Annotated in this window: 20 protein-coding genes; 9 read left to right on the top strand and 11 right to left on the bottom strand. The window is 69.8% G+C overall.

All coding sequences use genetic code 11. The features are described from left to right. Nucleotides 1-10 precede the first annotated feature (10 nt). The 4 genes from OG819_RS10570 (at nucleotide 11) to OG819_RS10555 (ending at nucleotide 2,039) form a co-directional block, all read left to right on the top strand. Complete coding sequence (locus OG819_RS10570; protein WP_095853288.1) at nucleotides 11-190, top strand: hypothetical protein; 180 nt, start codon at nucleotides 11-13, stop codon at nucleotides 188-190. A 125-nt stretch (nucleotides 191-315) separates the two neighbouring features. Then, entirely contained in the window at nucleotides 316-921 is a 606-nt protein-coding gene (locus tag OG819_RS10565; protein WP_266649071.1) for a BlaI/MecI/CopY family transcriptional regulator, read from the top strand. Between the two features lie 9 nt (nucleotides 922-930). Beyond that, entirely contained in the window at nucleotides 931-1,476 is a 546-nt protein-coding gene (locus tag OG819_RS10560; RefSeq protein ID WP_266627235.1) for an amino-acid N-acetyltransferase, read from the top strand. Between the two features lie 227 nt (nucleotides 1,477-1,703). After that, nucleotides 1,704-2,039, top strand: coding sequence for an Lsr2 family protein (locus OG819_RS10555; protein ID WP_266584564.1), 336 nt, complete (start codon nucleotides 1,704-1,706; stop codon nucleotides 2,037-2,039). A 26-nt stretch (nucleotides 2,040-2,065) separates the two neighbouring features. Here the strand turns inward: OG819_RS10555 and OG819_RS10550 are convergent, their stop codons facing one another. Then, the gene (locus OG819_RS10550; protein ID WP_266649069.1) at nucleotides 2,066-2,782 is read right to left on the bottom strand and encodes an SCO3374 family protein; all 717 of its coding nucleotides are present in this window, start codon (nucleotides 2,780-2,782) and stop codon (nucleotides 2,066-2,068) included. Between the two features lie 430 nt (nucleotides 2,783-3,212). Between OG819_RS10550 and OG819_RS10545 the strand changes: the two genes are divergently transcribed. Beyond that, nucleotides 3,213-5,738 (top strand): ATP-dependent Clp protease ATP-binding subunit, encoded by a 2,526-nt coding sequence (locus OG819_RS10545; RefSeq protein ID WP_054237510.1) that lies wholly within the window; start codon nucleotides 3,213-3,215, stop codon nucleotides 5,736-5,738. A gap of 65 nt (nucleotides 5,739-5,803) precedes the next feature. Here the strand turns inward: OG819_RS10545 and OG819_RS10540 are convergent, their stop codons facing one another. After that, complete coding sequence (locus tag OG819_RS10540) at nucleotides 5,804-8,944, bottom strand: NACHT domain-containing protein (RefSeq protein WP_266649067.1); 3,141 nt, start codon at nucleotides 8,942-8,944, stop codon at nucleotides 5,804-5,806. A gap of 508 nt (nucleotides 8,945-9,452) precedes the next feature. Here OG819_RS10540 and OG819_RS10535 point away from each other — a divergent pair. Then, entirely contained in the window at nucleotides 9,453-10,043 is a 591-nt protein-coding gene (locus tag OG819_RS10535) for a M23 family metallopeptidase (RefSeq protein WP_266437806.1), read from the top strand. Here the strand turns inward: OG819_RS10535 and OG819_RS10530 are convergent. Continuing rightward, nucleotides 10,040-10,651 carry a TetR/AcrR family transcriptional regulator gene (locus OG819_RS10530; RefSeq protein ID WP_266649065.1) on the bottom strand — a complete coding sequence of 204 codons (612 nt, stop codon included), beginning with the start codon at nucleotides 10,649-10,651 and terminating at the stop codon, nucleotides 10,040-10,042. The genes OG819_RS10535 and OG819_RS10530 overlap by 4 nt on opposite strands. 151 nt (nucleotides 10,652-10,802) lie before the next feature. Here OG819_RS10530 and OG819_RS10525 point away from each other — a divergent pair, with 151 nt between their 5' ends. Then, nucleotides 10,803-12,392, top strand: a complete 1,590-nt coding sequence (locus tag OG819_RS10525) for an MDR family MFS transporter (RefSeq protein WP_266584570.1) — start codon at nucleotides 10,803-10,805, stop codon at nucleotides 12,390-12,392. 140 nt (nucleotides 12,393-12,532) lie between these two features. On the opposite strand, the gene cseC is transcribed toward OG819_RS10525, so the two are convergent. The 5 genes from cseC to OG819_RS10500 all read right to left on the bottom strand — a co-directional run bounded on the left by cseC (nucleotide 12,533) and on the right by OG819_RS10500 (nucleotide 17,238). Then, the gene (cseC, locus tag OG819_RS10520; RefSeq protein WP_266649063.1) at nucleotides 12,533-13,864 is read right to left on the bottom strand and encodes a two-component system sensor histidine kinase CseC; all 1,332 of its coding nucleotides are present in this window, start codon (nucleotides 13,862-13,864) and stop codon (nucleotides 12,533-12,535) included. Nucleotides 13,865-14,141: 277 nt separating this feature from the next. Continuing rightward, a complete protein-coding gene (gene cseB, locus OG819_RS10515) occupies nucleotides 14,142-14,846 on the bottom strand; it encodes a two-component system response regulator CseB (RefSeq protein ID WP_266584572.1) in 705 nt (234 codons plus the stop codon). 19 nt (nucleotides 14,847-14,865) lie between these two features. After that, entirely contained in the window at nucleotides 14,866-15,516 is a 651-nt protein-coding gene (locus OG819_RS10510) for a hypothetical protein (protein ID WP_266437794.1), read from the bottom strand. Further along, the gene (locus OG819_RS10505; RefSeq protein WP_060898668.1) at nucleotides 15,504-16,043 is read right to left on the bottom strand and encodes a SigE family RNA polymerase sigma factor; all 540 of its coding nucleotides are present in this window, start codon (nucleotides 16,041-16,043) and stop codon (nucleotides 15,504-15,506) included. The genes OG819_RS10510 and OG819_RS10505 overlap by 13 nt, the downstream gene beginning before the upstream one ends. A 271-nt stretch (nucleotides 16,044-16,314) precedes the next feature. Then, nucleotides 16,315-17,238, bottom strand: a complete 924-nt coding sequence (locus tag OG819_RS10500) for an A/G-specific adenine glycosylase (protein WP_323138159.1) — start codon at nucleotides 17,236-17,238, stop codon at nucleotides 16,315-16,317. A 269-nt stretch (nucleotides 17,239-17,507) separates the two neighbouring features. Here OG819_RS10500 and OG819_RS10495 point away from each other — a divergent pair, with 269 nt between their 5' ends. After that, nucleotides 17,508-18,317 (top strand): hypothetical protein, encoded by an 810-nt coding sequence (locus OG819_RS10495; protein ID WP_266649060.1) that lies wholly within the window; start codon nucleotides 17,508-17,510, stop codon nucleotides 18,315-18,317. 104 nt (nucleotides 18,318-18,421) lie between these two features. Here the strand turns inward: OG819_RS10495 and disA are convergent, their stop codons facing one another. Both disA and radA read right to left on the bottom strand, forming a co-directional pair. Then, on the bottom strand, nucleotides 18,422-19,546 hold the full coding sequence (gene disA, locus OG819_RS10490; protein WP_266584576.1) for a DNA integrity scanning diadenylate cyclase DisA: 1,125 nt from the start codon (nucleotides 19,544-19,546) through the stop codon (nucleotides 18,422-18,424). Nucleotides 19,547-19,625: 79 nt separating this feature from the next. Continuing rightward, nucleotides 19,626-21,035, bottom strand: a complete 1,410-nt coding sequence (radA, locus tag OG819_RS10485) for a DNA repair protein RadA (RefSeq protein ID WP_266649058.1) — start codon at nucleotides 21,033-21,035, stop codon at nucleotides 19,626-19,628. Nucleotides 21,036-21,239: 204 nt separating this feature from the next. Between radA and OG819_RS10480 the strand changes: the two genes are divergently transcribed. Then, nucleotides 21,240-23,006 (top strand): hypothetical protein, encoded by a 1,767-nt coding sequence (locus tag OG819_RS10480; RefSeq protein WP_266649057.1) that lies wholly within the window; start codon nucleotides 21,240-21,242, stop codon nucleotides 23,004-23,006. 51 nt (nucleotides 23,007-23,057) lie between these two features. On the opposite strand, the gene OG819_RS10475 is transcribed toward OG819_RS10480, so the two are convergent. Then, nucleotides 23,058-23,918, bottom strand: a complete 861-nt coding sequence (locus OG819_RS10475) for a hypothetical protein (RefSeq protein WP_266649056.1) — start codon at nucleotides 23,916-23,918, stop codon at nucleotides 23,058-23,060. Between the last annotated feature and the right edge of the window lie 11 nt (nucleotides 23,919-23,929).

The following is a 23,929-nucleotide window of genomic DNA, read 5'->3' as shown; positions in this document are numbered from 1 at the left end:
CTCTGGGGGCATGGACTACGTCTCCGCGCTGGTGCCCCCTGTAGTGATGGCCGTGTTCTTCATCGGGTTGATCGTGACGATCGTGAAGACCCAGGGCGGGGCCAACAAGTCGAAGGAGGACGCGGTCGTCGACGCCGCGCTCGCGCGCGCGGAGAGCGCCCGCCAGGCCTCCCCCGACATCAAGGCCTGACCTCCCGACCGACGCGGCCCGCGTCCCGGTCGGGGGTGCTCATCGGCGTACGACTCATGCGTTCTCATACGTTTTTCGAGTCGTACGCCCTTTTTGTCGCCGATCTCCCACTATTGTTCTGAACTGTGCCTCGCCCATTGGGAGAACTCGAAGACGCGGTCATGACGCGGGTGTGGAAGTGGAACCGCCCGGTGACCGTTCGAGAAGTCCTGGAAGACCTTCAACAGGAGCGGTCCATCGCGTACACCACGGTGATGACCGTTTTGGACAATCTCCATCAGAAGGGCTGGGTGCGCCGGGAGGCGGAAGGCCGGGCCTATCGATATGAGGCGGTCTCCACGCGTGCCGCCTACGCGGCCGCACTGATGAACGACGCGTGGTCCCAGAGCGACAACCCCGCCGCCGCTCTCGTCGCCTTCTTCGGCATGATGAGCGAGGAACAGCGGCGCGCGCTGCGGGATGCCGTACGGATCGCGCAAGGGCCTGAAGAAGGCCCCGAACAAGGCGCGGATGGCGGCGAAACACGTGTAACCCCGGACGTCGCCGACGAGAAGCGTGTCGAGAAGCCCCTCGAGAAGCCCCTCGAGAAGCCCCTCGAGAAGCCCCTCGAGAAGCCCCTCGAGAAGTCCGTCGAGAGGCCTGACGAGAAGCCTGATGAGGCGTCGGGTGAGACGCCGGGTAAGGAGTCGGGTGAGAACCCCGACTCGGACCCGGGCGGCACCGGGCGATAGCGTCCGGACATGCCAGCAGAGCATCCAGCACCGCGTCCCGAAGGCACCGCGAAAGCCGTCACCGTCCGGCGGGCCAGGACCAGTGATGTCCCGGCCGTGCGCCGCCTCCTCGACGCGAACGTCCGCCGTGGCATCCTGCTCGACAAAGCGACGGTGACGCTTTACGAGGACATCCAGGAGTTCTGGGTCGCGGAACGCGACGACAACGCCGAGGTGGTCGGCTGCGGTGCGCTGCACGTCATGTGGGAAGACCTCGCGGAAGTCCGCACTCTCGCGGTGAACCCCGTGGTCAAGGGCGTCGGCGTCGGTCATCAGTTGCTGGAGAAGTTGCTGCAGACCGCCCGCTGGCTCGGCGTTCGCCGGGTTTTCTGTCTGACCTTCGAAGTCGACTTCTTCGCGAAGCACGGCTTCGTGGAGATCGGCGAGACGCCCGTCGACAGGGATGTCTACGCCGAGCTGCTACGTTCCTATGACGAGGGCGTGGCGGAGTTCCTCGGTCTCGAACGAGTGAAACCGAACACCTTGGGCAACAGCCGGATGCTTCTGCATCTGTGATCGCCGGCGACTATTCCGTCCGACCGCCTTGCCCGCGTTCCCTATGTCCGAAACGCGTACGTTTCCGGTCTTCCAGCGGATCCCGAGTCTCACCCAGGGGTTTGTGTTTTTCCGGCAAAAGCGGTTTGCTTTCCGACGTACTGCAGTACTGCATATAACAGGGGACGTGAAACAGCGGCAGACGCCGCAGGTCCTCGACCCTCAAGTTATCGATGAAAGGAAATCCGGTGGCACAGAAGGTTCAGGTCCTTCTTGTCGACGACCTCGACGGTGGCGAGGCGGACGAGACCGTGACGTTCGCGCTGGACGGCAAGACGTACGAAATCGATCTCACGACCGCCAATGCGGACAAGCTCCGTGGCCTTCTCGAGGCCTACGTGAAGGGTGGTCGTCGTACCGGAGGCCGCGCTTCGGGGGGGCGTGGAAAGGCGCGTGTCGCTTCCGGCGGCAGCCAGGACACCGCACAGATCCGCGCGTGGGCGAAGGAGAACGGTTACGAGGTCAACGACCGTGGCCGCGTTCCGGCTTCCATTCGCGAGGCCTACGAGAAGGCCAACGGCTGAGTCGAGGCCCATGGCCCAGCCGAGGTCTACGAGTAGGCCGACGGCTGGGCGCACGCGCGTCGAAGCCGGACCCGGTGGCATTGCGTCGCCACCGTGTCTACGACGCGTACGAGATCGGGGGCGCCCCCATCGCCCCCCACGGCCGACAGAGTCGGCAGCGAGGGTTCCACCTCGCAGCCCGGCTCGGGGGGCCGCAACCAGACGGCGGCCCCCTGTGGACCGGACCCGCCGGGCCCATCCGCCCCGGCCCCGGCGTCGTCCGCGGTGAGTGGCCCCTCGGGCACCCCCGGCGGCAGCGGAGCCTCGATGCTCCCGCCCGCGCCGATCGCCGTGAGATCGAGCGCGAGAGCGCCCCACTCCAGCCAGTCGAGCAGCCCCGGCAGTTCCTCCGCGCTTCCCGCGGCCACCAGCAGCCACATCCGCGCCCCGCACCGAGCCGGCCACTTTCCCCGCCGAGCCGCCGGATCCTCGCGCCGGGCCGCCGGATCCTCGCGCCGGGCCGCCGGATCCTCACGCGGTGCCGATCGGCTCCCGTGCAGTGCCACCGGAGAGGCCGGACCCAGGTGTCGCAGGGCCTTGACGCCCGCCTCCGCAGGGATGTCCAGGACGTCGAAGCGCAGGCCGGAGGCCAGTCGTAACGGTGAACCGGGCACTGTCGCCCAGCCGAGTTCGTTCTCATACCACTGCCGCACCGAGTCGCTCGGGTGGAGCGGGCGGCGAGGGAGGGGGACAGTGGGAAGCATGTCAGGAGCAACCGTCGGAAGGGCTCCAGAGTTACGCTGGGTGTTTCATTATGTGCGCAGAGTATCGGAACAAGGGGCTCGTGAGGGCGATCGGTGGCGCAAGGGTGTTCGCCCATAGCGGAGGGAACCGGTGCGCGCGGCATGGAGTGTCAGTGCGTACGGGTAAGACATCCCTAGTGGGAGGGGCGACACGCATGGCTCAGGCATCTCACGTTCGCCATCGGCGTACAGCTGGTGAGGGTATCTGCCTGGCCTGCGGGAACATCGTCTCGCACCATCAGGTTGGAGCAGATGTCGGCGTTCGGGGTCAGGAGGCCAAGGACGGTGTCGGCAGTTGGAATGAGCGGTCCCCGCTTGCGGGACTAAGCTGCGGAAGGACAGGGAGGGGAGCGTCCCCTTACTGCCTGACCGCTCTGAGGAGCGATTAACGATGTTCGAGAGGTTCACCGACCGCGCGCGGCGGGTTGTCGTCCTGGCTCAGGAAGAAGCCCGGATGCTCAACCACAACTACATCGGCACCGAGCACATCCTCCTGGGCCTGATCCACGAGGGTGAGGGTGTCGCCGCTAAGGCCCTGGAGAGCCTCGGGATTTCGCTCGAGGCGGTCCGCCAGCAGGTGGAGGAGATCATCGGGCAGGGGCAGCAGGCCCCGTCCGGGCACATCCCCTTCACCCCCCGTGCCAAGAAGGTCCTGGAGCTGTCGCTCCGCGAGGCCCTTCAGCTGGGCCACAACTACATCGGCACGGAGCACATCCTGCTCGGCCTGATCCGAGAGGGCGAGGGCGTCGCCGCCCAGGTCCTGGTCAAGCTGGGCGCAGACCTCAACCGGGTGCGGCAGCAGGTCATCCAGCTGCTCTCCGGCTACCAGGGCAAGGAGACCGCCACCGCAGGCGGTCCTGCCGAGGGCACCCCCTCCACGTCCCTGGTCCTCGATCAGTTCGGCCGGAACCTCACCCAGGCCGCTCGTGAGTCCAAGCTCGACCCGGTCATCGGGCGCGAGAAGGAGATCGAGCGGGTCATGCAGGTGCTGTCCCGCCGGACCAAGAACAACCCGGTCCTCATCGGCGAGCCCGGCGTCGGCAAGACCGCCGTCGTCGAGGGCCTGGCGCAGGCCATCGTCAAGGGCGAGGTGCCCGAGACCCTCAAGGACAAGCACCTCTACACCCTCGACCTGGGCGCGCTGGTCGCCGGTTCCCGCTACCGCGGTGACTTCGAGGAGCGTCTGAAGAAGGTCCTCAAGGAGATCCGCACCCGCGGCGACATCATCCTGTTCATCGACGAGCTGCACACGCTCGTGGGTGCGGGTGCCGCCGAGGGCGCCATCGACGCGGCGTCGATCCTGAAGCCGATGCTGGCCCGCGGTGAGCTCCAGACCATCGGTGCGACGACTCTGGACGAGTACCGCAAGCACCTCGAGAAGGACGCGGCCCTCGAGCGCCGCTTCCAGCCGATCCAGGTGGCGGAGCCTTCCCTCCCCCACACGATCGAGATCCTCAAGGGCCTGCGCGACCGTTACGAGGCACACCACCGCGTCTCCATCACGGACGAGGCACTGGTCCAGGCCGCGACCCTGGCCGACCGGTACATCTCGGACCGCTTCCTGCCGGACAAGGCGATCGACCTGATCGACGAGGCCGGTTCCCGGATGCGCATCCGCCGGATGACCGCGCCGCCGGACCTCCGCGAGTTCGACGAGAAGATCGCGGGCGTCCGCCGCGACAAGGAGTCGGCCATCGACTCCCAGGACTTCGAGAAGGCGGCCTCTCTCCGCGACAAGGAGAAGCAGCTGCTGGCGGCGAAGGCCAAGCGCGAGAAGGAGTGGAAGGCCGGCGACATGGACGTCGTCGCCGAGGTCGACGGCGAGCTGATCGCCGAGGTCCTCGCGACCGCGACCGGCATCCCCGTCTTCAAGCTGACCGAGGAGGAGTCCTCGCGTCTGCTGCGCATGGAGGACGAGCTCCACAAGCGGGTCATCGGCCAGAAGGACGCCGTCAAGGCGCTCTCGAAGGCGATCCGTCGTACGCGGGCCGGTCTGAAGGACCCGAAGCGTCCGGGTGGTTCGTTCATCTTCGCGGGCCCGTCCGGCGTCGGTAAGACCGAGCTGTCCAAGGCCCTCGCCGAGTTCCTCTTCGGTGACGAGGACGCGCTGATCTCCCTCGACATGTCGGAGTTCAGCGAGAAGCACACGGTCTCGCGTCTCTTCGGTTCCCCGCCCGGATACGTGGGCTACGAAGAGGGCGGTCAGCTGACCGAGAAGGTCCGCCGCAAGCCGTTCTCCGTCGTCCTCTTCGACGAGGTCGAGAAGGCCCACCCGGACATCTTCAACTCGCTGCTGCAGATCCTGGAGGACGGTCGTCTGACCGACTCCCAGGGCCGGGTCGTGGACTTCAAGAACACGGTCATCATCATGACGACCAACCTCGGCACGAGGGACATCTCGAAGGGCTTCAACCTGGGCTTCGCGGCCACGGGTGACACGAAGTCGAACTATGAGCGCATGAAGAACAAGGTCTCGGACGAGCTCAAGCAGCACTTCCGCCCCGAGTTCCTCAACCGCGTCGACGACGTGGTCGTCTTCCCGCAGCTGACGCAGGAGGACATCCTCAAGATCGTCGACCTGATGGTCGGCAAGGTGGACGAGCGCCTCAAGGACCGGGACATGGGCATCGAGCTCTCCCAGTCCGCCAAGGAACTGCTGTCCAAGAAGGGTTACGACCCCGTCCTGGGCGCGCGGCCGCTGCGTCGCACGATCCAGCGCGAGATCGAGGACACGCTCTCGGAGAAGATCCTCTTCGGCGAGCTGCGCCCCGGTCACATCGTGGTCGTCGACACGGAGGGCGAGGGCGACACCAAGACCTTCACCTTCCGCGGTGAGGAGAAGTCGGCACTGCCCGACGTCCCGCCGATCGAGCAGGCCGCGGGTGGGGCAGGACCCAACCTGAGCAAGGAGGCGTAGCGCTCGGCGCTCGCCTGAACGAAGGGGCTGCCCCGGGACCTCGGTCCCGGGGCAGCCCCTTTTTTTCACACCACGCTGTCCGTTTTCTCGATGGTGACGGCCGCGGTGTCCGGGAGCGACGCCAGGAGATGTTCCGGTACGTCGGTCACGTCCGGGGCGAGATGGAACGTGACCCTGCGCAGACCGGGAAAGAGGGCCGGGACATTTGAGAGGTCTTCGTTTCCTGTGAACTTGTTGAGCCGCAGTCTCGTCACGTTCGGCAGTACCGGACCCGCGCTCCACCCGACGGCATTCCAGTTCACCCGAAGTTCTTGTAGAGCGGGAAGCCGGGTGATCTCCTCGAAGTCCTCGGGGGTGAGGTTTTCGGGGAGTGTGGCCAGACTCAGCTGCTTCAGCGAGCGCATATGACTCAGGCCGCGCAATCCCGTGTGCCGCAGAGCGTTCCTGGTGAACCGCAGATACGTCAGCGGCAGGTCTTGGGGGAGAGCGGCGTCGAGGGAGTCACTGTGCAGCGGAAAGCCGATGTCGAGCATCCGTAGCGTGCGGGAGGCGGAGAGCGGCGCCAGGGCACCCGGTTTCTCGAGTCCTGGCAGGGTATCCACCGAAAGCCATTTCAAGGGCAGTTCGGCGAGCGGGGTGAGGTCGTCGACGTTCGGGTTGTTGCCGCTGATGTCCAGATGCGCGAGCCGCCCCTGGCCCGATAGGAAGGCCAGATCGCGCAGGATCCGGTTGTCGCGTACGACGAGTTCGCGCAGCTGGTCCGGCAGCAGCCCCTCGCGTATGTCGCCCGCGTCGATGTCCCCGACGACCTGGAGCATGGGACGGCCGCCGAGGTCGCGCAGGGCGCGCAGCTGGTCGGCGGTGTGCGCGCAGAAGTACAGGTCGGCCGGTGGCAGATGGGCGATGACGTCGGCCGTGTAGCGCCGGGTGTCGAACCGGTGGGCGGTCCAGGCGAGTTGGGCCCGTACGAGCAGCGACGGATGCGACCGGAAGCGGGACAGGACCGGAAGTGCCGCGTCCGTGCCGACGAGTGACGCGGTGATGACCACGGCCCTGGCCTCGTCGTCGGTGAGCCCTTCAGGCCCGGGCAGCAGCTCCAGGACGAGCGGGCCCGCGTCGGCGAGGGTGCGGGCCTCCTCGGTCGTACGGGGCGGGATGAGCGAGGCGGCGTTCCGCTCCACGGACGCGCGGACGTGGGGGTCGAGTTCCGTGGCGTGTTCCAGCGCGGCCAGGGCGAGAAGTCGTACACGCGTGCCCGCCGTTCCGGACGTCTCCTCGGCGGACCTGGTCAAGTCGGCCAGCAGGGTGGCCCGTTCGCGGGGGCGGGCGTGGGCGACCGCCATCCGGATCACGTCCGACCACTGGGAGTCGAAGGCGCCTCGCACCAGCAGCCCGAAGTCGCCGTCCTCCACCGCCGCCCGCGCGCCCAGGTAGTCCTGGAAGGTGCGGTGGACGAACTCGACGGCGCCGAGGGTGGGTTCGCGGAGCAGGCCGCTGCGCACGAGGAGGTGGCGCAGGATCGCCTGGGCGTCGCCCTGCGCGGCGGCGGACGGGAGGGAGGGCAGGACGTCGGCGACGATGCGTTCGGCGCGGTCGCGGTCCATCTCGGACTGGTTGTTGCGGATGAGCCAGTAGGCGAGGCGCTGGAGGAGCTGGATCTGCGGGAGTTCCGTGAGGTGGATGCCGCCCGGACGGTCGGGTGCGAACATGTCCCGCTCCTCGTCGCGGCGCGACAGCAGCATGGACAGGGCGGCGTCGTACAGCTCCTGGCGGCCGTGCGGCAGATAGCCCCGTCGGTCGCGGTGCAGCGCGCAGATCAGCCCGCACATCAGCGGGTTGGTGGCGAGCCGGCCGAGGTCGGGCTTGGTCCCCACGGCGGTGAGGAGGGAGTGTTCGTAGCCGTCGAGGCGGTCGGTGTCCGGGGCGTCCAGCCGGGCCGCCGTGTGCCAGCGGCGGATGAAGGCGGTGACGTCGTCGCGGCTCATCGGGGTGAGTGCGAGCTCGGTGAAGCCGTCCGGGGTGAGCCAGTCGTCGCGGACGGCCGAGGGGCGGGAGGTCACCAGCCACTGGTTGCCGGGATAGACGTCGAGCAGCTCGCGCAGCCAGCGGCGGGTCCGCTCGCGGTCGCGTTCGGGGATCTCGTCGATGCCGTCGACGAGGAGCAGCCCGCGTCCGGCGCCGAGGACACGGTCGCTCCAGCCGTCGGGCTGGGTGGCGTGGAAGGGGACGCGGGCGGCGGCGAGGAATGCGTCGGGCGCCGGGAGCCCGTCGGGGCGGCGGACGAGGGTGCGCAGAGGCAGGACGAACGGGATCCGGTCGCCGCGCTCGCCCCGGGCCGCGGTCACGGCCAGCCACTGTACGAGGGTGGTCTTGCCGGACCCCGCCACTCCGCGCAGCAGCACCAGGTCCTGTTCGGAGAGGGCCGCTTCGGCGGGGAGGGTGCTTCCGGCTGCCGCGATGTGCGTTCCGTCCGGGCCGGTGGCCTCCGCGTCCTCGGCGGCCCGCACGGCCCGCAGACTGAGGTAGGCGGCGTCGAGGGGCCAGCGCTCGGGGGAGTTGACGAGGTCGATGCCGTAGATGGTGAGCCGGCTGTGCTTGGTTGCGAGGTATGCGAGGTACCGCTGTTCGAACGCGGGATCCGTGCCGCCGGTCGGCGGTGTCCGCGCGATCAGAGCGTCCACCTTGGCGATGAGTTCACTCTGCTTCCGGCTCTGCTCGACCAGCGTGCGGGCCACGAAGGCCGAGCGCTGGGTGAAGAAGTGCAGGATGTGCAGACAGGCCGCGCTCAGGATCCGCTCGTAGAGCAGGGTGGCGTCGAAGGAGAGATCGCGCTCGGGGTTGCCGCTCGCGGCGCGCAGCCGCAGGGCGAGCGCCTCGTGACCGAGTTCCACGGCCTGTACGTCGGTCATGGCGAGGTCGCCGAGGGCGTGCAGCGTGTCGGCGAGGGCGTGGACGACGGCCTGCTCCTCGTCGGCGGCCAGCGGACGTTCCCCGGTGCGCAGGGCCCGCGCGACCAGCTCGGCGGCGAGCTTGGTCAGCTCCTTCTCCCCGACGGTCCGTTTCTCTCCCCTGAAGGAGACGAATCCGGAGATCCGCACCGGCTTCTCGACCAGCCCGGCGCCCGGCCCGTCCGCCACGAACAGCTTCTTGACGAGCGGCGTGACCACGCTCGAGGCCAACTTGGCACCTATGGCTGCTGGTTCCATGTCGCTCCCCCGGACGGCACGGTGACGGCTGCTCCGCTCAGCCTAGAGCCTGTCCGGCGGATCACGTCGGAGGGAAGCGACGAAGGGGTCGCGCCGGAGGCCGAACGAAGCCTTGGGGCACCCCCGGGCGGTGACATGACACACAGGCGATTTGTCCGTTACTAGGTCGGGTAGTGGAAGGCGCCGAGGGGGCAAAACGGACGTAATGGTGCGGAACCCCCATGGGGTGTGCGGGGGTGGGGTGTGGGGTGCCGTGAGGGCCGTACTTCGCCGGAACGCAACGCCTGTAAGTGGGGTTAAACGTCTTTACTGCGAAAAATCGGGCGCATTCGATACGGGGTGGGGCGTCTGTCAAGAAGGTGGAAATTTTAGGGTGAACTACGACCTGGCGTCGTAGATGGGCATTTTGTAGGTCTGGCGGGAGTCGGGTTACCAAGGGATGGCCCACCCGGCGACGACCTGTCCACGGGTGGACCTGACTCCCGTCCCCGTCCCCATGAGGTTCCCGATGTCGAAGCGCGTCACGTCCCGCCACTCCCGTATGTCCCTGCTCCGCTCCAGGGCGGCCGTCCTGGCCGTCGGCGTGGGCGCCACGGCCGTACTGGGTGCCGGGGTCGCGGCCGCCGCCACCGAGGCGGCCCCGCAGGCCGCCGTGAAGACGGCCGCCGCCAAGACGGCCGCCTCCTGGGTCGACCCGGTGAAGAAGTACACGCTTTCCGCGGGCTTCAACCAGGCCGGCAACCTGTGGCAGCACAACCACTCCGGGCAGGACTTCGCCGTGCCCACCGGTACCGAGGTCGTCGCCGCTCACGGCGGCACCGTCGTCAAGGCCGGCGGCAACGGCGCCGGTGACGGTCCCGCGTACGGCAACGCCATCGTCATCAAGCACGGCAACGGGACCTACTCGCAGTACGCCCACCTGTCCCGGATAGACGTGCGGATCGGGCAGGTCGTCGGGACCGGCCAGCACATCGCGCTCTCCGGCAGCACCGGCAACTCCACCGGCCCGCACCTGCACTTCGAGATCCGTACGACCCCGAACTACGGTTCCGCGGTCAACCCGGTCGTCTTCCTGCGCGCCCAGGGTGTGACCGTCTAAGACGCCTCAGGGGTGACGGTCGCGCCGCCGTGCGCCTGCGTCACCAAGTCGATCGCGACCTCCAGGACAGCCTTGCGCTTCTCCTCGGGGTCGCCTTCGACGTCCTTGAGCAGGAACATCCCGGCGTGCATCGAGAACAGCGCGCTGATGCAGCGCACCTGGTCCGTCAGATCGGCGTCCGGCTCCTTGAGCAGGCCGACCATCCGGATCATGCGGTCCTTGAAGTCCTCGCCCGTGCGCAGCTCGCGGACGGCCGCCTGGTTCTCCTGCATGAAGCGGAAGAGCGGGGCCGCGTCGGCGAGCGCGTTGCTGTAGCGGCGCAGGATCTCCTGCTTCGTCTCCAGCGTGCGAGGCTGCTGCCGCGCCCACTCGATCAGCTCGTCCATGGGCCGGGACAGGTCCTGGAAGAGACTGATGAGGATGTCTTCCTTGGTCTTGAAGTGGTAGTAGAGCGCCGCCTTCGTGACGTCGAGGTGCTCGGCGATCTCGCGCAGCGAGGTCTTCTCGTAGCCGTGCTCGGAGAAGAGTTCGAGGGCGACGTCCTGGATGCGCTGGCGGGTGTCCCCGCGCCGCTGTCGCTTGGTGCCGTCCATGGTGTCGCCGCCCATCTCTGTACTCCTCGCACTCCTCGAAACGTTACGTGTCGTCCGACTGGCAAATCCAGGAAAACTTACTTGACGCCCGGCTAGTTACCGGTCTAACTTCCCTCAGTGTAGTCAACTTGCCGGGCGGCAAGTAAGTACCCAGGGGAGTGGAACCGTGGCGGACAACAAGGAAGCGGTCATAGAGACCGAGAAACAGCCGCGCAGCGTACGCGTCGTACTGCTCGCGCTCATGATCACGATGATGCTGGCGATGCTCGACAACATGATCGTGGGCACGGCGATGCCGACGATCGTGGGCGAGCTGGGCGGCCTCGAGCACCTGTCATGGGTCGTCACCGCGTACACCCTCGCGACCGCCGCCTCCACCCCCATCTGGGGCAAGCTCGGCGACATGTACGGGCGCAAGGGCGCCTTCATGACCTCGATCGTGATCTTCCTGGTCGGCTCTGCGCTCAGCGGTATGGCCCAGGACATGGGTCAGCTGATCGGCTTCCGTGCCGTTCAGGGTCTGGGCGCCGGCGGTCTGATGGTCGGCGTCATGGCGATCATCGGTGACCTGATTCCGCCGCGGGAGCGCGGCAAGTACCAGGGCATGATGGCCGGCATCATGGCCCTCGCCATGATCGGCGGACCGCTCATCGGCGGCACCATCACCGACCACTGGGGCTGGCGCTGGTCCTTCTACATCAACCTGCCGCTGGGCATCGTCGCGCTCCTCGCCATCAGCGCCGTACTGCACCTGCCGAAGAAGCGCCTCAAGGCGAAGATCGACTACCTCGGTGCCGGACTGCTGGCCCTCGGCATCTCGTCCATCGTGCTGGTCACCACCTGGGGCGGCAGCGAGTACGCCTGGGGCTCGGCCAGGATCATGGAGCTCATCGGCATCGGTGTCGCCGCACTGGTCGGCTTCGTCTTCGTGCAGACCAAGGCCGCCGCGCCGATCATGCCGCTGCACATCTTCCGCAGCCGCAACTTCACGCTGATGTCGATCATCGGCTTCATCACCGGTTTCGTGATGTTCGGCGCCACGCTCTTCCTGCCGCTCTACCAGCAGTCCGTGCAGGGCGCGTCCGCGACCAACTCCGGGCTGCTCCTGCTGCCGATGCTCGGCGCGATGCTGGTGACCTCGATGGTCGCCGGTCGGGTCACCACCGGCACCGGGCGCTACAAGGCCTTCCCGATCGTCGGCGGCGTCCTCATGGCGGTCGGCCTGTTCCTGCTCTCCCAGATGGACACCGGCACGACCCGGTTCACCTCCGGGCTGTACATGGCGGTGCTCGGCCTCGGTATGGGCTGCCTGATGCAGATCACCATGCTGGTCGCGCAGAACAGCGTCGAGATGAAGGACATGGGCGTCGCGTCCTCGTCCACCACCCTCTTCCGTACGCTCGGATCGTCCTTCGGTGTCGCGATCATGGGTGCGCTGTTCAACCACCGGGTCCAGGACGTGATGGCCGAGCGGGCCGGGGTGCTGGGGTCCAAGGTCACCGAGCAGTCGGCGCAGCTGGACGCGGCCAGCCTGGCCAAGCTGCCGGCCGCGGCACGGGAGGCCTACCAGTACGCGGTGTCCTCCGGTACGCACTCCGCGTTCCTGCTGGGCGCGGTGGTGTCGCTGGGCGCGCTGGTGGCCGCGGTGTTCGTGAAGGAGGTCCCGCTGCGGGGAGCGGGGGCGCCGGCGGCGGACGAGGCCGAGGGTGCGGTGAACGACTCGACGCCGAAGCCGACGGTCGCCGAGACCGTCTGACATCACCGACCTAGCCCGATCCACCCCTGCCTGATCCGAAGACCCCCGGAGTGTCCGCCCCGGGGGTCTTCTCCTGTACGGGCCGGGGGCGCAGCCCCGCAGGGGCAGGGCCGCACGGGGGCAGGGCTGAGCCCGGCCGATCAGGTCGGCAGTATCGGGTAGCTGCCGGTGTTCGTCGGCGCGTGCTCCGGCAGCCACAGCACCGCGACCGCGCCCTCCGCGGGCACGCCCTCCGGGGCTCCCGCGGGCCGGACGTTACGGAAGGTCAGCCGCGCGCCGAGCACCCGGGCCTGGCCGGCCGCGATGGTGAGGCCGAGGCCGTGACCGTGGCCCGAGCGGTCGCTGCTGCCGGTGCGGAAGCGGCTGGGGCCCTCGGCGAGAAGTTCCTCGGGGAAGCCGGGACCGTGGTCGCGGACCCGGATGACCCGGCCCTCGACCGAGACCTCGATCGGCGGCTTGCCGTGCCGTGCCGCATTTGCCAGCAGGTTGAACAACACGCGCTCCAGGCGGCGCGGATCCGTCATGACCTCCGACTCGTGGATCACGCGTACGTCGATGTCGGAGTCCTTGGCGGCCACGCGCCGCGACACGAACTCGCCGAGCAGGATCTCCTGCAGCTCGGCCCGCTCGGAGGCGCCGTCCAGTCGCGCGACTTCGAGGACGTCCTCGACGAGGGTCCGCATGGCCTGGGCGCGGTCGCGGACGAGTTCCGTGGGGCGGCCGGGGGGAAGGAGCTCCGCCGCCGTCAGCAACCCGGTCACCGGCGTGCGCAGTTCGTGGGCGATGTCGGCGGTCACCCGGCGCTCGGCCTCGATGCGCTGCTGGAGCGCGTCCGCCATGGCGTCCACCGCGCGCGCGAGGTCGTCGGTCTCGTCGCGCACGACCCCGCCGATCGCCTCCCGTACCCGAACGTCGGTCTCGCCCTTGGCGACCTGGTTCGCCGCCGCGGCGGCCTTGCGCAGCCGCCGTGAGAGCTGGCCGCCGATCAGCACGCCGAGCGCGCTGCCGCCGAAGACGACCGCGATCGAGCCGATGATCAGCGCCTGGTCGAGGTCCTTCATGACGTCGGTGTTGCGGTCCGTGAAACCGGTGTGGAGGGAGAGGACACGGCCGTCCTTGAGGGGGAGGGCCGCCCAGATGTCCGGAACCCCGTTCGGACGGTCGGCCACGTAGGTGGCGCGCCGGCCCTCCATGACCTTCGCCAGCAGGTCCTTCGGGATGGTCGGGTCGTCGACCTTGACCCCGAAGGCCTGGGTCCGCCCGGACTCGTACATGCGCTCGGCGACCGTGATGCGCTCGTCCGCCAGGTCGCGCGAGTTGTCGAGCATCGAGACGCGCGCCGAGTTGTGCACGACGAGGCTGAGCGCGACCGCGACCAGCGCGCCGACCATGGCGATCGCCGCGCTGAGCTTCCACCGGATGCCCGTGCGGATGCCGGAGTTCCCGGCGGCGGCCGCCATGCGCATGCTCATAGGTGTGCCGCGGTCGACGGATGCGCGCCGGCCGACGGGTGTACCCCGGCCGGCAGGTGTGTTCCACCCGGCCGACCCGCTCCCGTTGACCGGCCCGCTCCCGTTGACCGGCCCGTTCCCCTTGCTGGAGCCATACCCATTGGCCGCCCTGCGCTCGTCGCGTCCGTCGCGTCCGTCGCGTCCGTCGCGCCCGCCACGTCCGTCGGCCAGTCCGTTCCGGCCGGTCGGGCCGCCGCCCGCCGGAGTCCGGCGCTGAAATATCCCCCGCATACCCTGCTCAGGCCTTCAACTTGTAGCCGAAGCCGCGGACCGTCTCGATCCGGTCCTGGCCGATCTTCGTCCGCAGCCGCTGTACGTGGACGTCGACGACGCGCGTGTCCCCGCCCCAGCCGTAGTCCCACACGCGTTCGAGCAGCTTGTCGCGGCTCAGCACCGTACCCGGCGCGGAGGAGAACTCCAGCAGCAGCCGCATCTCGGTGGGCGTCAGGGCCACCGGCGCACCGCCCTTGAGCACCTCCATGCCCTCGGTGTCGATCTCCAGGTCGCCGAAGGAGAGCACCCCGCCGTCGACGGACGAGGCCTCTTCGGGGGCTCCGTTCGGACCGCTCGCGTGTCCGAAACGGCGCAGCACGGCGCGGATCCGGGCGACCAGCACGGCCCCGTCGAAGGGCTTGGTCACGTAGTCGTCGGCGCCCGCCTCCAGGCCGAGCACGACGTCGATCGAGTCGGCGCGCGCGGACAGCATGATCACGGGGACCGTGGACTCGTCACGGATGCGGCGGCACAGCGAGACGCCGTCGAGTCCGGGGACCATCACGTCCAGCAGGGCGATGTCGGGACGGTCGGCGCGGAAGGCCTCCAGGCCCGACAGTCCGTCGGGCATGGCCGTCACCGCGAAGCCGTCGCGCTCGAGAGCGAGCTGCGTGGCCTCGCGGATGACGTCGTCGTCCTCGACGAACAGGACGTGGGTCTGCTCTGCCATCCGGCTGCTCCGTCTGCGCTCAGTTCGCGGGAGCGGGCGTGTCCACGCCGCCCACCGCGTTGCTGTAGTCGTTGTGCGTCCGGGACTCCTCGGTGAAGCGGGTCGCGGTCCACCCGTAGGTGATCACTTCTTCGCTGGAGGGGTACTCCACCGGGTCGCCCTTCTTGTACAACTGCTGGGTGACCACCAGGTCGCCCCGGTCGATCTCCGCGTAGACCGGCGGCTCCTCGGCCTTGAAAACATTCTCGTATCTGCCGCTTTCCTCGCGGTAGACGTACGAGCCGATTCCCACAGCATCCCCGCAGGTCATGACGTTGACCACGATGTCGTCGGTGGTCCCTCCGGTCAGTTCCCCGTACGACACGTCGACCGGGTACTCGTCGGCGACGCACGGTTTGGTCAGGGTGCTCTTGACCGATTCGCTGACCTCCGGGTCGTCCTTGACGAGCTTGACCGCGTCCACGCGCTTGGGTGTCTTGGACGGGGAGGCGGCGGCCTCGGCGCTCGGGGCCCCCTTCGCCACCGCCTCCCTGCTCGCCGGACCCTCGTCGCGGGCGCCCGTGCCACCCGTGGCGCAGGCGGTCAGGAAAAGGCCGAGGGCGGTGAGCGCGGCCGTCGCCGCACTCCCCGCCTTGAGGACCTGCCTGGCCCGAGTTCCTAGGCCGCGCAACGCTCCCGCTCCTCACGTTCGAGCGCGCGTGCGTCCAGGTCGCGGCTCTCCAGCTCCTCGCGGAGCCGTGCGAGCGCCCGGTGCAGCGTGCTCTTGACCGTTCCGGCCGACATGCCGAGGGCGGCGGCCGTCTCCTCCGTGGACATCTGCTCCCAGTGTCGCAGCACCACGACGCTGCGTTGCTTGGGAGCCAGAACCTTCATGATGTCCATAAGGAGCGCCCGGTCCGCGTGCTGCTCGGTCGAGTCGTCGACGCAGGCGTCCGGGAGCTGCTCGGTGGGCACCTCTTCGAGTTTCCGCGCCCGCCACCACTCGGTGCGCGTATTGATCATCACGCGGCGCAGGTAGGCGTCCGCGAGCCGCTTGTCCGCGATGCCGTCCCAGCGGCCGTACGTCCGTACGAGCGCGGTCTGCAGCAGGTCCTGGGCGTCGACGGGGTCGGGGACCAGGCGACGGGCACTGCGCAGCAGCGCGTCCTGCCGAGTGCGGACGTACTCCTCGAATTCGAGCACCTCGCCGTGCGCCATGATCAACCGCCTCCATCCCCGTTTTCCGACCTGCCTGGCTCGCGCCTGCTGCCGGTTGTCCGTTTCCTGTGTCCCGCTGTCGTTCTGCTGTGCGTGCGGTACGGAAATGAAGCTACGGAGGCGTTGTCACGGGGTTGTCCGGGGCAGCCTGCGGTGAGCCCTCGGCTGTACGTCGGTTGTGTAACGGATGTATGAGGTGGGTAAGGCGGTGTGGTTACAAGTCCCGGTTGGGGTGGTTTTGCGGGCGTGACGGGCGTCGCGGGGACGGTGACTAGGTCAGGGGCAGCCGATACAAACCACCCGGGAGCGGCTCCACGAGTCCGTCGGCGACGAGTCCGTCGAGGGCGCGGGCCCGTTGCACGGGCTCGTCCCACACCCGATCGAGTACGGACTGCGGGACCGGGCCCGCGACGGCATCCCTGAGTACGGCGAGGAGCTTGCCACGCACCTGGCGGTCCGTGCCCGCGTACGTCTGGCCGCGCCGGGGCGGGCCGTCGTGCGCCGGCTTGCCCGCCAGCCGCCAGGCGCACTGCGCGGCGATCGGGCAGCGGTGGCAGGTCTCGTTCTTCGCCGTGCAGATCAGCGCGCCGAGCTCCATGGAGGCGGCGGCCCAGCGGGAGGCGGTGCCCTCGTTCTCGGGGAGGAGGGCGCGCGCGAGCTTGCGTTCGGCGGCGGTGGTGGCGTTCGGCGGGTACTGCACGCCGCTGACGGCCCGTGCGAACACTCTTCTGACGTTGGTGTCGAGCACGGCATGCCGCTGCCCGTACGCGAACGAGGCGACGGCGGCGGCGGTGTACTCCCCGATCCCGGGCAGCGCGAGCAGCTGAGCGTGCTCCTTGGGTACGTCGCCGCCGTGCCGTTCCGTTATGGCGACCGCGGCGCCGTGCAGCCGGAGCGCGCGGCGGGGGTAGCCGAGCCGTCCCCAGGCGCGGACGGCTTCGCCCGGAGCCTCCTTGGCCAGGTCGGCGGGGCGGGGCCAGCGGGCGATCCATTGCTCGTACACGGGCAGGACGCGGCTCACCGGGGTCTGCTGCAACATGAACTCACTGACCATCACGCCCCAGGGGCCGGCGTCGGGGCTGCGCCAGGGGAGGTCACGGGCGTGCTCGTCGAACCAGGTGATCACCGGTTCGTGCAGGGTCTTGCCGGTGGCGTCGGGCTGGGGGCTGGGTGTGGGCATGGTGGGTGCAGTCATGGCGGTTCCGATCCTGCCATGCGGGGGCGGGACTACGCGGTTTCCTTCAAGGCGCGGAGGAGTGGCTTTTCGCCCCTGCCCCCGTTTCCCGCGCTCCTGAAGGGGCGCGCTGCTCGGCCGGAGGCCCGGGTCCGGCAGCCCTCGGGGGACGGGAATGGCCGGTGTGGGCGTAACTCGGATGGTGTGCCGGGATGATGATCCGGAAAAGTTGGGGCTCGGGGCGGCGGGTGGGGCGAGCACCGGCGTGGATCTCTCGTACAGTTTGAGCCGTGGGATCTATGCGCAATCCGGTCGGGCCACTTCCCTCCACCATCTACTGGCGTCGGAGGGTCGTTCTGCTGTCCCTGTTGGCGCTGTTGGCGCTGCTGATCGTCTGGGTCGTCAGCAGCGGCGGCGGAGGCGGCAAGAAGAACACCGACGGGTCCAACGGGAAGAACCCCGTGCAGACGATCACCCCGGGCCCCTCCGGTTCCGGACCCGCGATCAGCCAACACCCGGGCGGCCGCGACGAGTCCAGCGCCAGCGCGAGTACCGGCACGGGAAGCGGCGGCAGCGGCGACGGCGGCAGTGGGGACGGGTCCGGCGGTACGGGTGGCGCGGGCAGCGGCGGTTCGGGCGGCGGTTCCAGCGGCGGCGGCACCGGCTCCGCGGATCAGGTCCCGGCCGGCTCCACCCTCCCCAACTGCACTGCGGGCGCGGTCAAGTTGACCCTGCGCAGCGTGCACAACACGTACGCCCCCGGCGACAAGCCCTCGATCGAGCTGATCGCGAAGAACTCCTCCGCCGGCGACTGCAAGGTCGATCTCGGCCCGAAGAGTGCCGTCCTGACGATCACTCAGGCCGGCGGCGACAAGAGCTTCTGGTCCTCCAGCGACTGCCCCAAGGACGTCGCCAGTCTCTACTTCCGCGTCCCGGCCGGCGACCAGGTGACCTACACGGTCGACTGGGACCGCACGGCCAGCGCCGCCCAGTGCGCGACACCCCCGGCGGGTTCGGCGACCCCGGGCACCTACCTGGTGGAGGCGAAGGCGCCGGGCCTCACGAAGGCGACGACGTCGTTCGTGCTGTCCCAGGACTGAGGACGGGACGGGGGGCGGGGGCGCGAGTCCCCGGCGGGGCACGCAGGCCCTGAGTACGCAGGCCCCGAGGCCTGCCGCGCGCCCTCCGAGCGCGCCGGACCTCGTCAGACGTAGCGCTCCAGGATCGACGACTCCGCCAGCCGCGACAGCCCCTCACGGACGCTGCGCGCCCGCGCCTCGCCCACCCCGTCGACCGCCTGCAGGTCGTCGACGCTCGCGGCGAGGAGCTTCTGCAGACTGCCGAAGTGCTCCACGAGACGGTCGATGATCGTGCCGGGCAGACGCGGAACCTTGGCGAGGAGGCGGAAGCCGCGCGGGGAGACCGCGGAGTCGAGCGCCTCGGGGGAGCCGGTGTAGCCCAAGGCTCTCGCCACCGTGGGCAGTTCGAGCAGCTCGGAGTGGGCCAGGGCGTTCAGGTCGGAGAGAGCCTCGTCGACCGTGCGGGAACGCTTCGCGGTCGGCCCCGGCACGTAGTCCCGGACCACCAGCTCCCGCTCGGGCTCCACGCCGGCGATCAACTCGTCCAGCTGGAGGGCGAGCAGACGCCCGTCCGTGCCCAACTCCACCACGTACTCGGCGATCTCCGTGGCGATGCGCCGCACCATCTCCAGGCGCTGCGCCACCGCCGACACGTCGCGGACGGTGACCAGGTCCTCGATCTCCAGCGCGGAGAGCGTGCCCGCGACCTCGTCGAGGCGGAGCTTGTAGCGCTCCAGGGTCGCGAGGGCCTGGTTGGCACGGGAGAGGATCGCGGCGGAGTCCTCCAGGACGCGGCGCTGACCGTCGACGTACAGCGCGATCAGACGCATCGACTGGGAGACCGAGACGACGGGGAAGCCGACCTGCTTGCTCACCCGGTCCGCCGTGCGGTGCCGGGTGCCGGTCTCCTCCGTCGGGATCGTCGGGTCGGGCACCAGCTGGACGCCGGCCCGAAGGATCTTGGTGATGTCCTTGTCGACGACGATGCCGCCGTCGAGCTTGCACAGCTCGCGCAACCGGGTCGCCGTGAAGTCGACGTCCAGGACGAAGCCGCCCGTGCACATCGACTCGACGGTCTTGTCCCAGCCGAGCACGATGAGTCCGCCCGTGTTGCCGCGGAGGATTCTCTCGAGCCCGTCGCGCAGGGCCGTGCCAGGTGCCACGGCGCTCAATGAGGCGCGCATCAGGCCATCGGCACCGGAGCTCCCACCGGACTTTCCGGGAGCTGCTGCCCGGTCGTTGGCTGCCACTGCACTCCTCCGGTCGCGGGTTTCCGGTCGCCCAAGGTTCGTCCAGGGTTCGTACGGACGGGCGAGACCAGGGCAAAGTCTACCGGCGCTGTTCCTCGTCCCGTGGGGCCTCTCTGCGACGGGAGCGCGGGAGGACTCGCAGGGCGTCGCCCATGTCGGCGACTTCCAGGACCTTCATACCGGCAGGGATCTTGCCCGGATCGCTCGGAACGAGGGCGTGCGTGAAGCCCAGGCGGTGAGCTTCGGCCAGTCGCCGCTGTACCCCCGTGACCCGTCTGACCTCGCCCGCGAGACCCACTTCGCCGATCGCCACGAGGTTCTTGGGGAGCGGGGTGTCACTGGCCGCGGACGCGAGCGCGAGGGCGATCGCGAGGTCCGCGGCGGGCTCGGAGAGCTTCACGCCGCCCACCGTCGCCGAGTAGATGTCCCGCTTGCCGAGGGCGCTGATGCGGCCCCGCTGCTCCAGGACCGCCAGCATCATCGAGACCCGGGAGGTCTCCAGGCCGGACGTCGTGCGACGGGGGGAGGGGATCTGGGAGTCGACGGTGAGGGCCTGCACCTCGGCCACCAGTGGGCGGCGGCCCTCCAGGGTGACGGTCAGGCAGGTGCCGGGGACGGGCTCGGCGCGACGGGTGAGGAAGAGGCCGGAGGGGTCCGCGAGGCCCGTGATGCCCTCGTCGTGCAGCTCGAAGCAGCCGACCTCGTCCGTCGTCCCGTACCGGTTCTTGACCCCTCGGACCAGACGCAGGCGCGCATGGCGGTCGCCCTCGAAGCTCAGGACGACGTCCACGAGGTGTTCGAGCAGGCGGGGGCCCGCGATCGCGCCGTCCTTGGTGACATGACCCACAAGGAGCGTGGACATGCCGCGCTCCTTGGAGGCACGGATGAGCGCCCCGGCGACCTCCCGCACCTGGGCCATACCGCCGGGCGCCCCGTCGATCTCCGGGGAGGCGACGGTCTGGACCGAGTCCAGGATGAGGAGCGAAGGCTTCACCGCGTCCAAGTGGCCGAGCACGGCGGCCAGGTCGGTCTCCGCCGCGAGGTACAGGTGGTCGTGGATCGCCTTGATGCGGTCGGCGCGCAGACGGACCTGGCTGGCCGACTCCTCAGCCGTCACGTACAGCGTGCGGTGCTCGTCGCTCGCCGCCTTCGCCGCCACGTCCAGGAGGAGCGTGGACTTGCCCACACCGGGCTCGCCGGCGATCAGGACGACCGCGCCGGGCACGAGACCGCCGCCCAGAACGCGGTCCAGCTCGGGTACACCGGTGGAGCGGGCCGTGGCCTGACGGCCGTCGACCTGCCCGATCGGCACCGCGGAGGTGGTGACACGGCCCGGTGTCGTCGTACGGACCGCGGGCGCGCCGTACTCCTCGACCGTGCCCCACGCCTGGCACTCGGGGCAGCGGCCGAGCCACTTGGCCGTCTGCCAGCCGCACTCGGTGCAGCGGTAGGACGGCCGGTCCTTCGCGGTTTTCGTACGGGCAGCCATGACGGAACCGTAACCGAGAGGACTGACAGCACGGGCGGGCCCGCCCGGCGGGGCATCTGCCATGGCCTGCCGTTGCCGCCTGTGACGGTGTGGGCCACGGAATCGGAGGCTCCTGTCCCCCTTTGAGGGATCGTTTCACCCGTATGGATTAAATGTGCTCAAGGGGGAAGAAGGGGCCACCCCAGGGCACCTACGGTCGCACAGGTGATGAGCAGCAGTCCGGAGACCTCCACGCACACCACCGGCACACACCGGGCGCACGGAGACGCGCGCAAGCGGGTGACCGCCCCCCGCGGCGCGCACACCCGCACCCTGGCTCAGCGCCCTCCCGCGCGCTACGAGCCCTACTTGGACGGCCTGTTCACCTACTGCCTGTCCGTGCTGTGCGACCACGACGAAGCCACCGTCGCCCTCGGGGACGCGCTCGCGCTGGCCGAGCGCCGCGGCCAGGCGGCGCCGGAGGACCGCAGGGCCTGGCTGTACGCCCTCGCCCGCTGGTCCTGTCTGCGTAAACTCACCGAGGCCCGGCGCAGGCGCCAGGCGGCCCACGCCTCGGGTCGGCCTACGCCCGCCAAGGGCCACAAAGCCCTCTTCAAGGGCCACAAGGAAGCCGCCGGCCGGTGTGCGGCCGAGGCGCTGAGCGCCCCCGTGTCCGAGGAGGCGCAGGACCGGCGGCGGCTCGAACTGGCCCTGCTGGCCTGGCCGGAGGCCGCCGGCACCACCCCCGAGCAGCGCGAGGCGCTCGAACTCGCCGTGCGCCACCAGCTCGCCGCCGCCGAGGTCGCCGCCGTCCTCGGTCTGGACCTCGCCAAGGCGCGCGAACTGCTCGCCACCGCCGCCTGCGAGGTCGAACGCACCCGCGCCGCCCTCGCCGTCGTGGAGACCGGCACCTGCCCGAGCGTCGCCCGCCTCACCGGCGACAACCAGCTCGTCCTGAGCGCCACCCTGCGCCGGGAGCTGGTCCGGCACGTCGACGACTGTCCGCGCTGCCGCCGTACCGCGGAGCGCGCCGCGCCCGGTGCCTGGCCCGGCACCAGCGTCACGCCCGCCGCGCTCCCCGTCCTCGAGGCTCCGCGCGCGGCCCTGCACATCGCGATGGCCCACGTCCCGCGCGCGCGGGGTGTCGCTCCACGCTTCGACCGGCGCGGTTTCCCCGTGGACCCCAAGGACCACGCCGCCCGCAGGGACCGCCTTCGCGCGCGTGCCGTCACGACGACCGTCGTCGCCACCGTCGTCGCCGCACCCGTCCTCGCCCTCTGGGCGGCCTACCGCGGGGCGCCCCTGACCGGCGAGGGCGCCGACGGCCGCTCGATCACCGCGAGCGAGGCGCACGGGCCCGACGGCATCACCGGCGAGCAGGCGGGCGGCTACGAGAACGCCGGCAACGCCAGCGCCGGACCCGACACCCGTTTCGCCAAGGGGAGCCACTCGCCCGACGTCTCCGTGGAGGTCATCAGCGCCCCCAGCGCGGGAAACGGCGCCGGACACCTCGCGGTCAGGGCCTCGGGCAGCGGCGACACGACCCTCGTCACGCTCACCGCCTCCGGGAGCTCACCGGTCCACTGGTCCGCCGAAACGGGAGCGTCCTGGCTCTACTTCAGCCAGTCGTCGGGAACGCTGACCCCCGGAGAAACGTTCACGATCAAGGTGTACGTCGATCATCTTCGCGAGCCGGTGGGCCCCTGGGGCGCGCGGGTGTCGATCGCACCGGCGGGAGCGGTGGTCACGATCGGGGGGTACGGAACGGCGGGTCCGTCCGCCCCGGCCAGCTCCGGCCCCGACCCCACGCCCGGCCGTCCCACCCCGTCCGGGCCCGGCCCGACCCCGCCCCCCTTGGACCCGTCGCCGACGCCCAGCGATCCCCAGCCGACTCCCACGGACCCGTCGCCCTCGCCGTCTTCGCCGTCCCCGTCGGCCCCGGGCGGTTCGACGCCGCCCGGCGACAGCGACGCCCCGAGCCCGTCCTCGTAACGCCCGCGGGGCCGGAAGACGATGGACCGGGGCACGCTGGACCGGGGGGTCTCAGGCGACCGGGTCCGCGGGATGCGGAGCCAGCAACGGCAGCTGCGAGGCCAGCCGCTCCTGGCAGAGCTCGACCAGCCGGTCGTAGCCCGCCTTGCCCATCAGCTCGATCAGCTCCGGGCGGTACGAGACGTACACCGGGTCGCCCGCGCCGTGTGCCGAGGTCGCCGACGTGCACCACCAGTGCAGGTCGTGGCCGCCCGGACCCCAGCCCCGGCGGTCGTACTCGCCGATGGAGACCTGGAGCACGCGGGTGTCGTCGGGCCGGTCGATCCACTCGTACGTCCGGCGCACGGGCAGCTGCCAGCAGACGTCCGGCTTGGTCTCCAGGGGCTCACGCCCCTCCTTGATCGCCAGGATGTGCAGCGAGCAGCCCGCGCCGCCGGCGAAGCCGGGCCGGTTCTGGAAGATGCACGAGCCCTGGTACGGGCGGGTCTGGCGGTCGCCGTCCTCGTCCTCGGAGACCCAGCCGGTCTTCACCCCCACGTCATGGTGCTGCCAGATGTCCGGCGTGAGCCGTGCCACGTGCGAGGCCACCCGCTTCTCGTCGTCCTCGTCGGAGAAGTGGGCTCCGAGCGTGCAGCAGCCGTCGTCGGCGCGACCGGCCTGGATGCCCTGACAGCCGCTTCCGAAGATGCAGTTCCAGCGAGAGGTCAGCCATGTCAGATCGCACCGGAAGACCTGCTCGTCGTCGGCGGGATCCGGAAACTCCACCCATGCCCGAGCGAAGTCGAGCCCCTTCTCGTCGGACACGGTGGCCTTCTTCGGGGACTTCGTCGGGGACTTCTTGGACGCGGAGGTCTTCGCCTGCGAAGAACCCTTGGCCGATTTGTCGGGCTTCGCCTTTTTCGTCTTTGGCACCCGTCCAGGGT

The sequence above is a fragment of the Streptomyces sp. NBC_01549 genome, assembly GCF_026339955.1.
GTDB lineage: Bacteria > Actinomycetota > Actinomycetes > Streptomycetales > Streptomycetaceae > Streptomyces.
This window is presented reverse-complemented; position numbering and strand designations above follow the sequence as displayed.

What these genes read in the sequence shown, in the direction of transcription:
- OG819_RS10570 (WP_095853288.1), top strand. Translation starts at nt 11, where the DNA reads ATGGACTACGTCTCCGCGCTGGTGCCCCCTGTAGTGATGGCCGTGTTC.
- OG819_RS10560 (WP_266627235.1), top strand. Translation starts at nt 931, where the DNA reads ATGCCAGCAGAGCATCCAGCACCGCGTCCCGAAGGCACCGCGAAAGCC.
- OG819_RS10550 (WP_266649069.1), bottom strand. Translation starts at nt 2,782, where the DNA reads ATGCTTCCCACTGTCCCCCTCCCTCGCCGCCCGCTCCACCCGAGCGAC.
- OG819_RS10545 (WP_054237510.1), top strand. Translation starts at nt 3,213, where the DNA reads ATGTTCGAGAGGTTCACCGACCGCGCGCGGCGGGTTGTCGTCCTGGCT.
- OG819_RS10540 (WP_266649067.1), bottom strand. Translation starts at nt 8,944, where the DNA reads ATGGAACCAGCAGCCATAGGTGCCAAGTTGGCCTCGAGCGTGGTCACG.
- OG819_RS10535 (WP_266437806.1), top strand. Translation starts at nt 9,453, where the DNA reads ATGTCGAAGCGCGTCACGTCCCGCCACTCCCGTATGTCCCTGCTCCGC.
- OG819_RS10530 (WP_266649065.1), bottom strand. Translation starts at nt 10,651, where the DNA reads ATGGGCGGCGACACCATGGACGGCACCAAGCGACAGCGGCGCGGGGAC.
- cseC (WP_266649063.1), bottom strand. Translation starts at nt 13,864, where the DNA reads ATGAGCATGCGCATGGCGGCCGCCGCCGGGAACTCCGGCATCCGCACG.
- cseB (WP_266584572.1), bottom strand. Translation starts at nt 14,846, where the DNA reads ATGGCAGAGCAGACCCACGTCCTGTTCGTCGAGGACGACGACGTCATC.
- OG819_RS10505 (WP_060898668.1), bottom strand. Translation starts at nt 16,043, where the DNA reads ATGGCGCACGGCGAGGTGCTCGAATTCGAGGAGTACGTCCGCACTCGG.
- OG819_RS10500 (WP_323138159.1), bottom strand. Translation starts at nt 17,238, where the DNA reads ATGACTGCACCCACCATGCCCACACCCAGCCCCCAGCCCGACGCCACC.
- radA (WP_266649058.1), bottom strand. Translation starts at nt 21,035, where the DNA reads ATGGCTGCCCGTACGAAAACCGCGAAGGACCGGCCGTCCTACCGCTGC.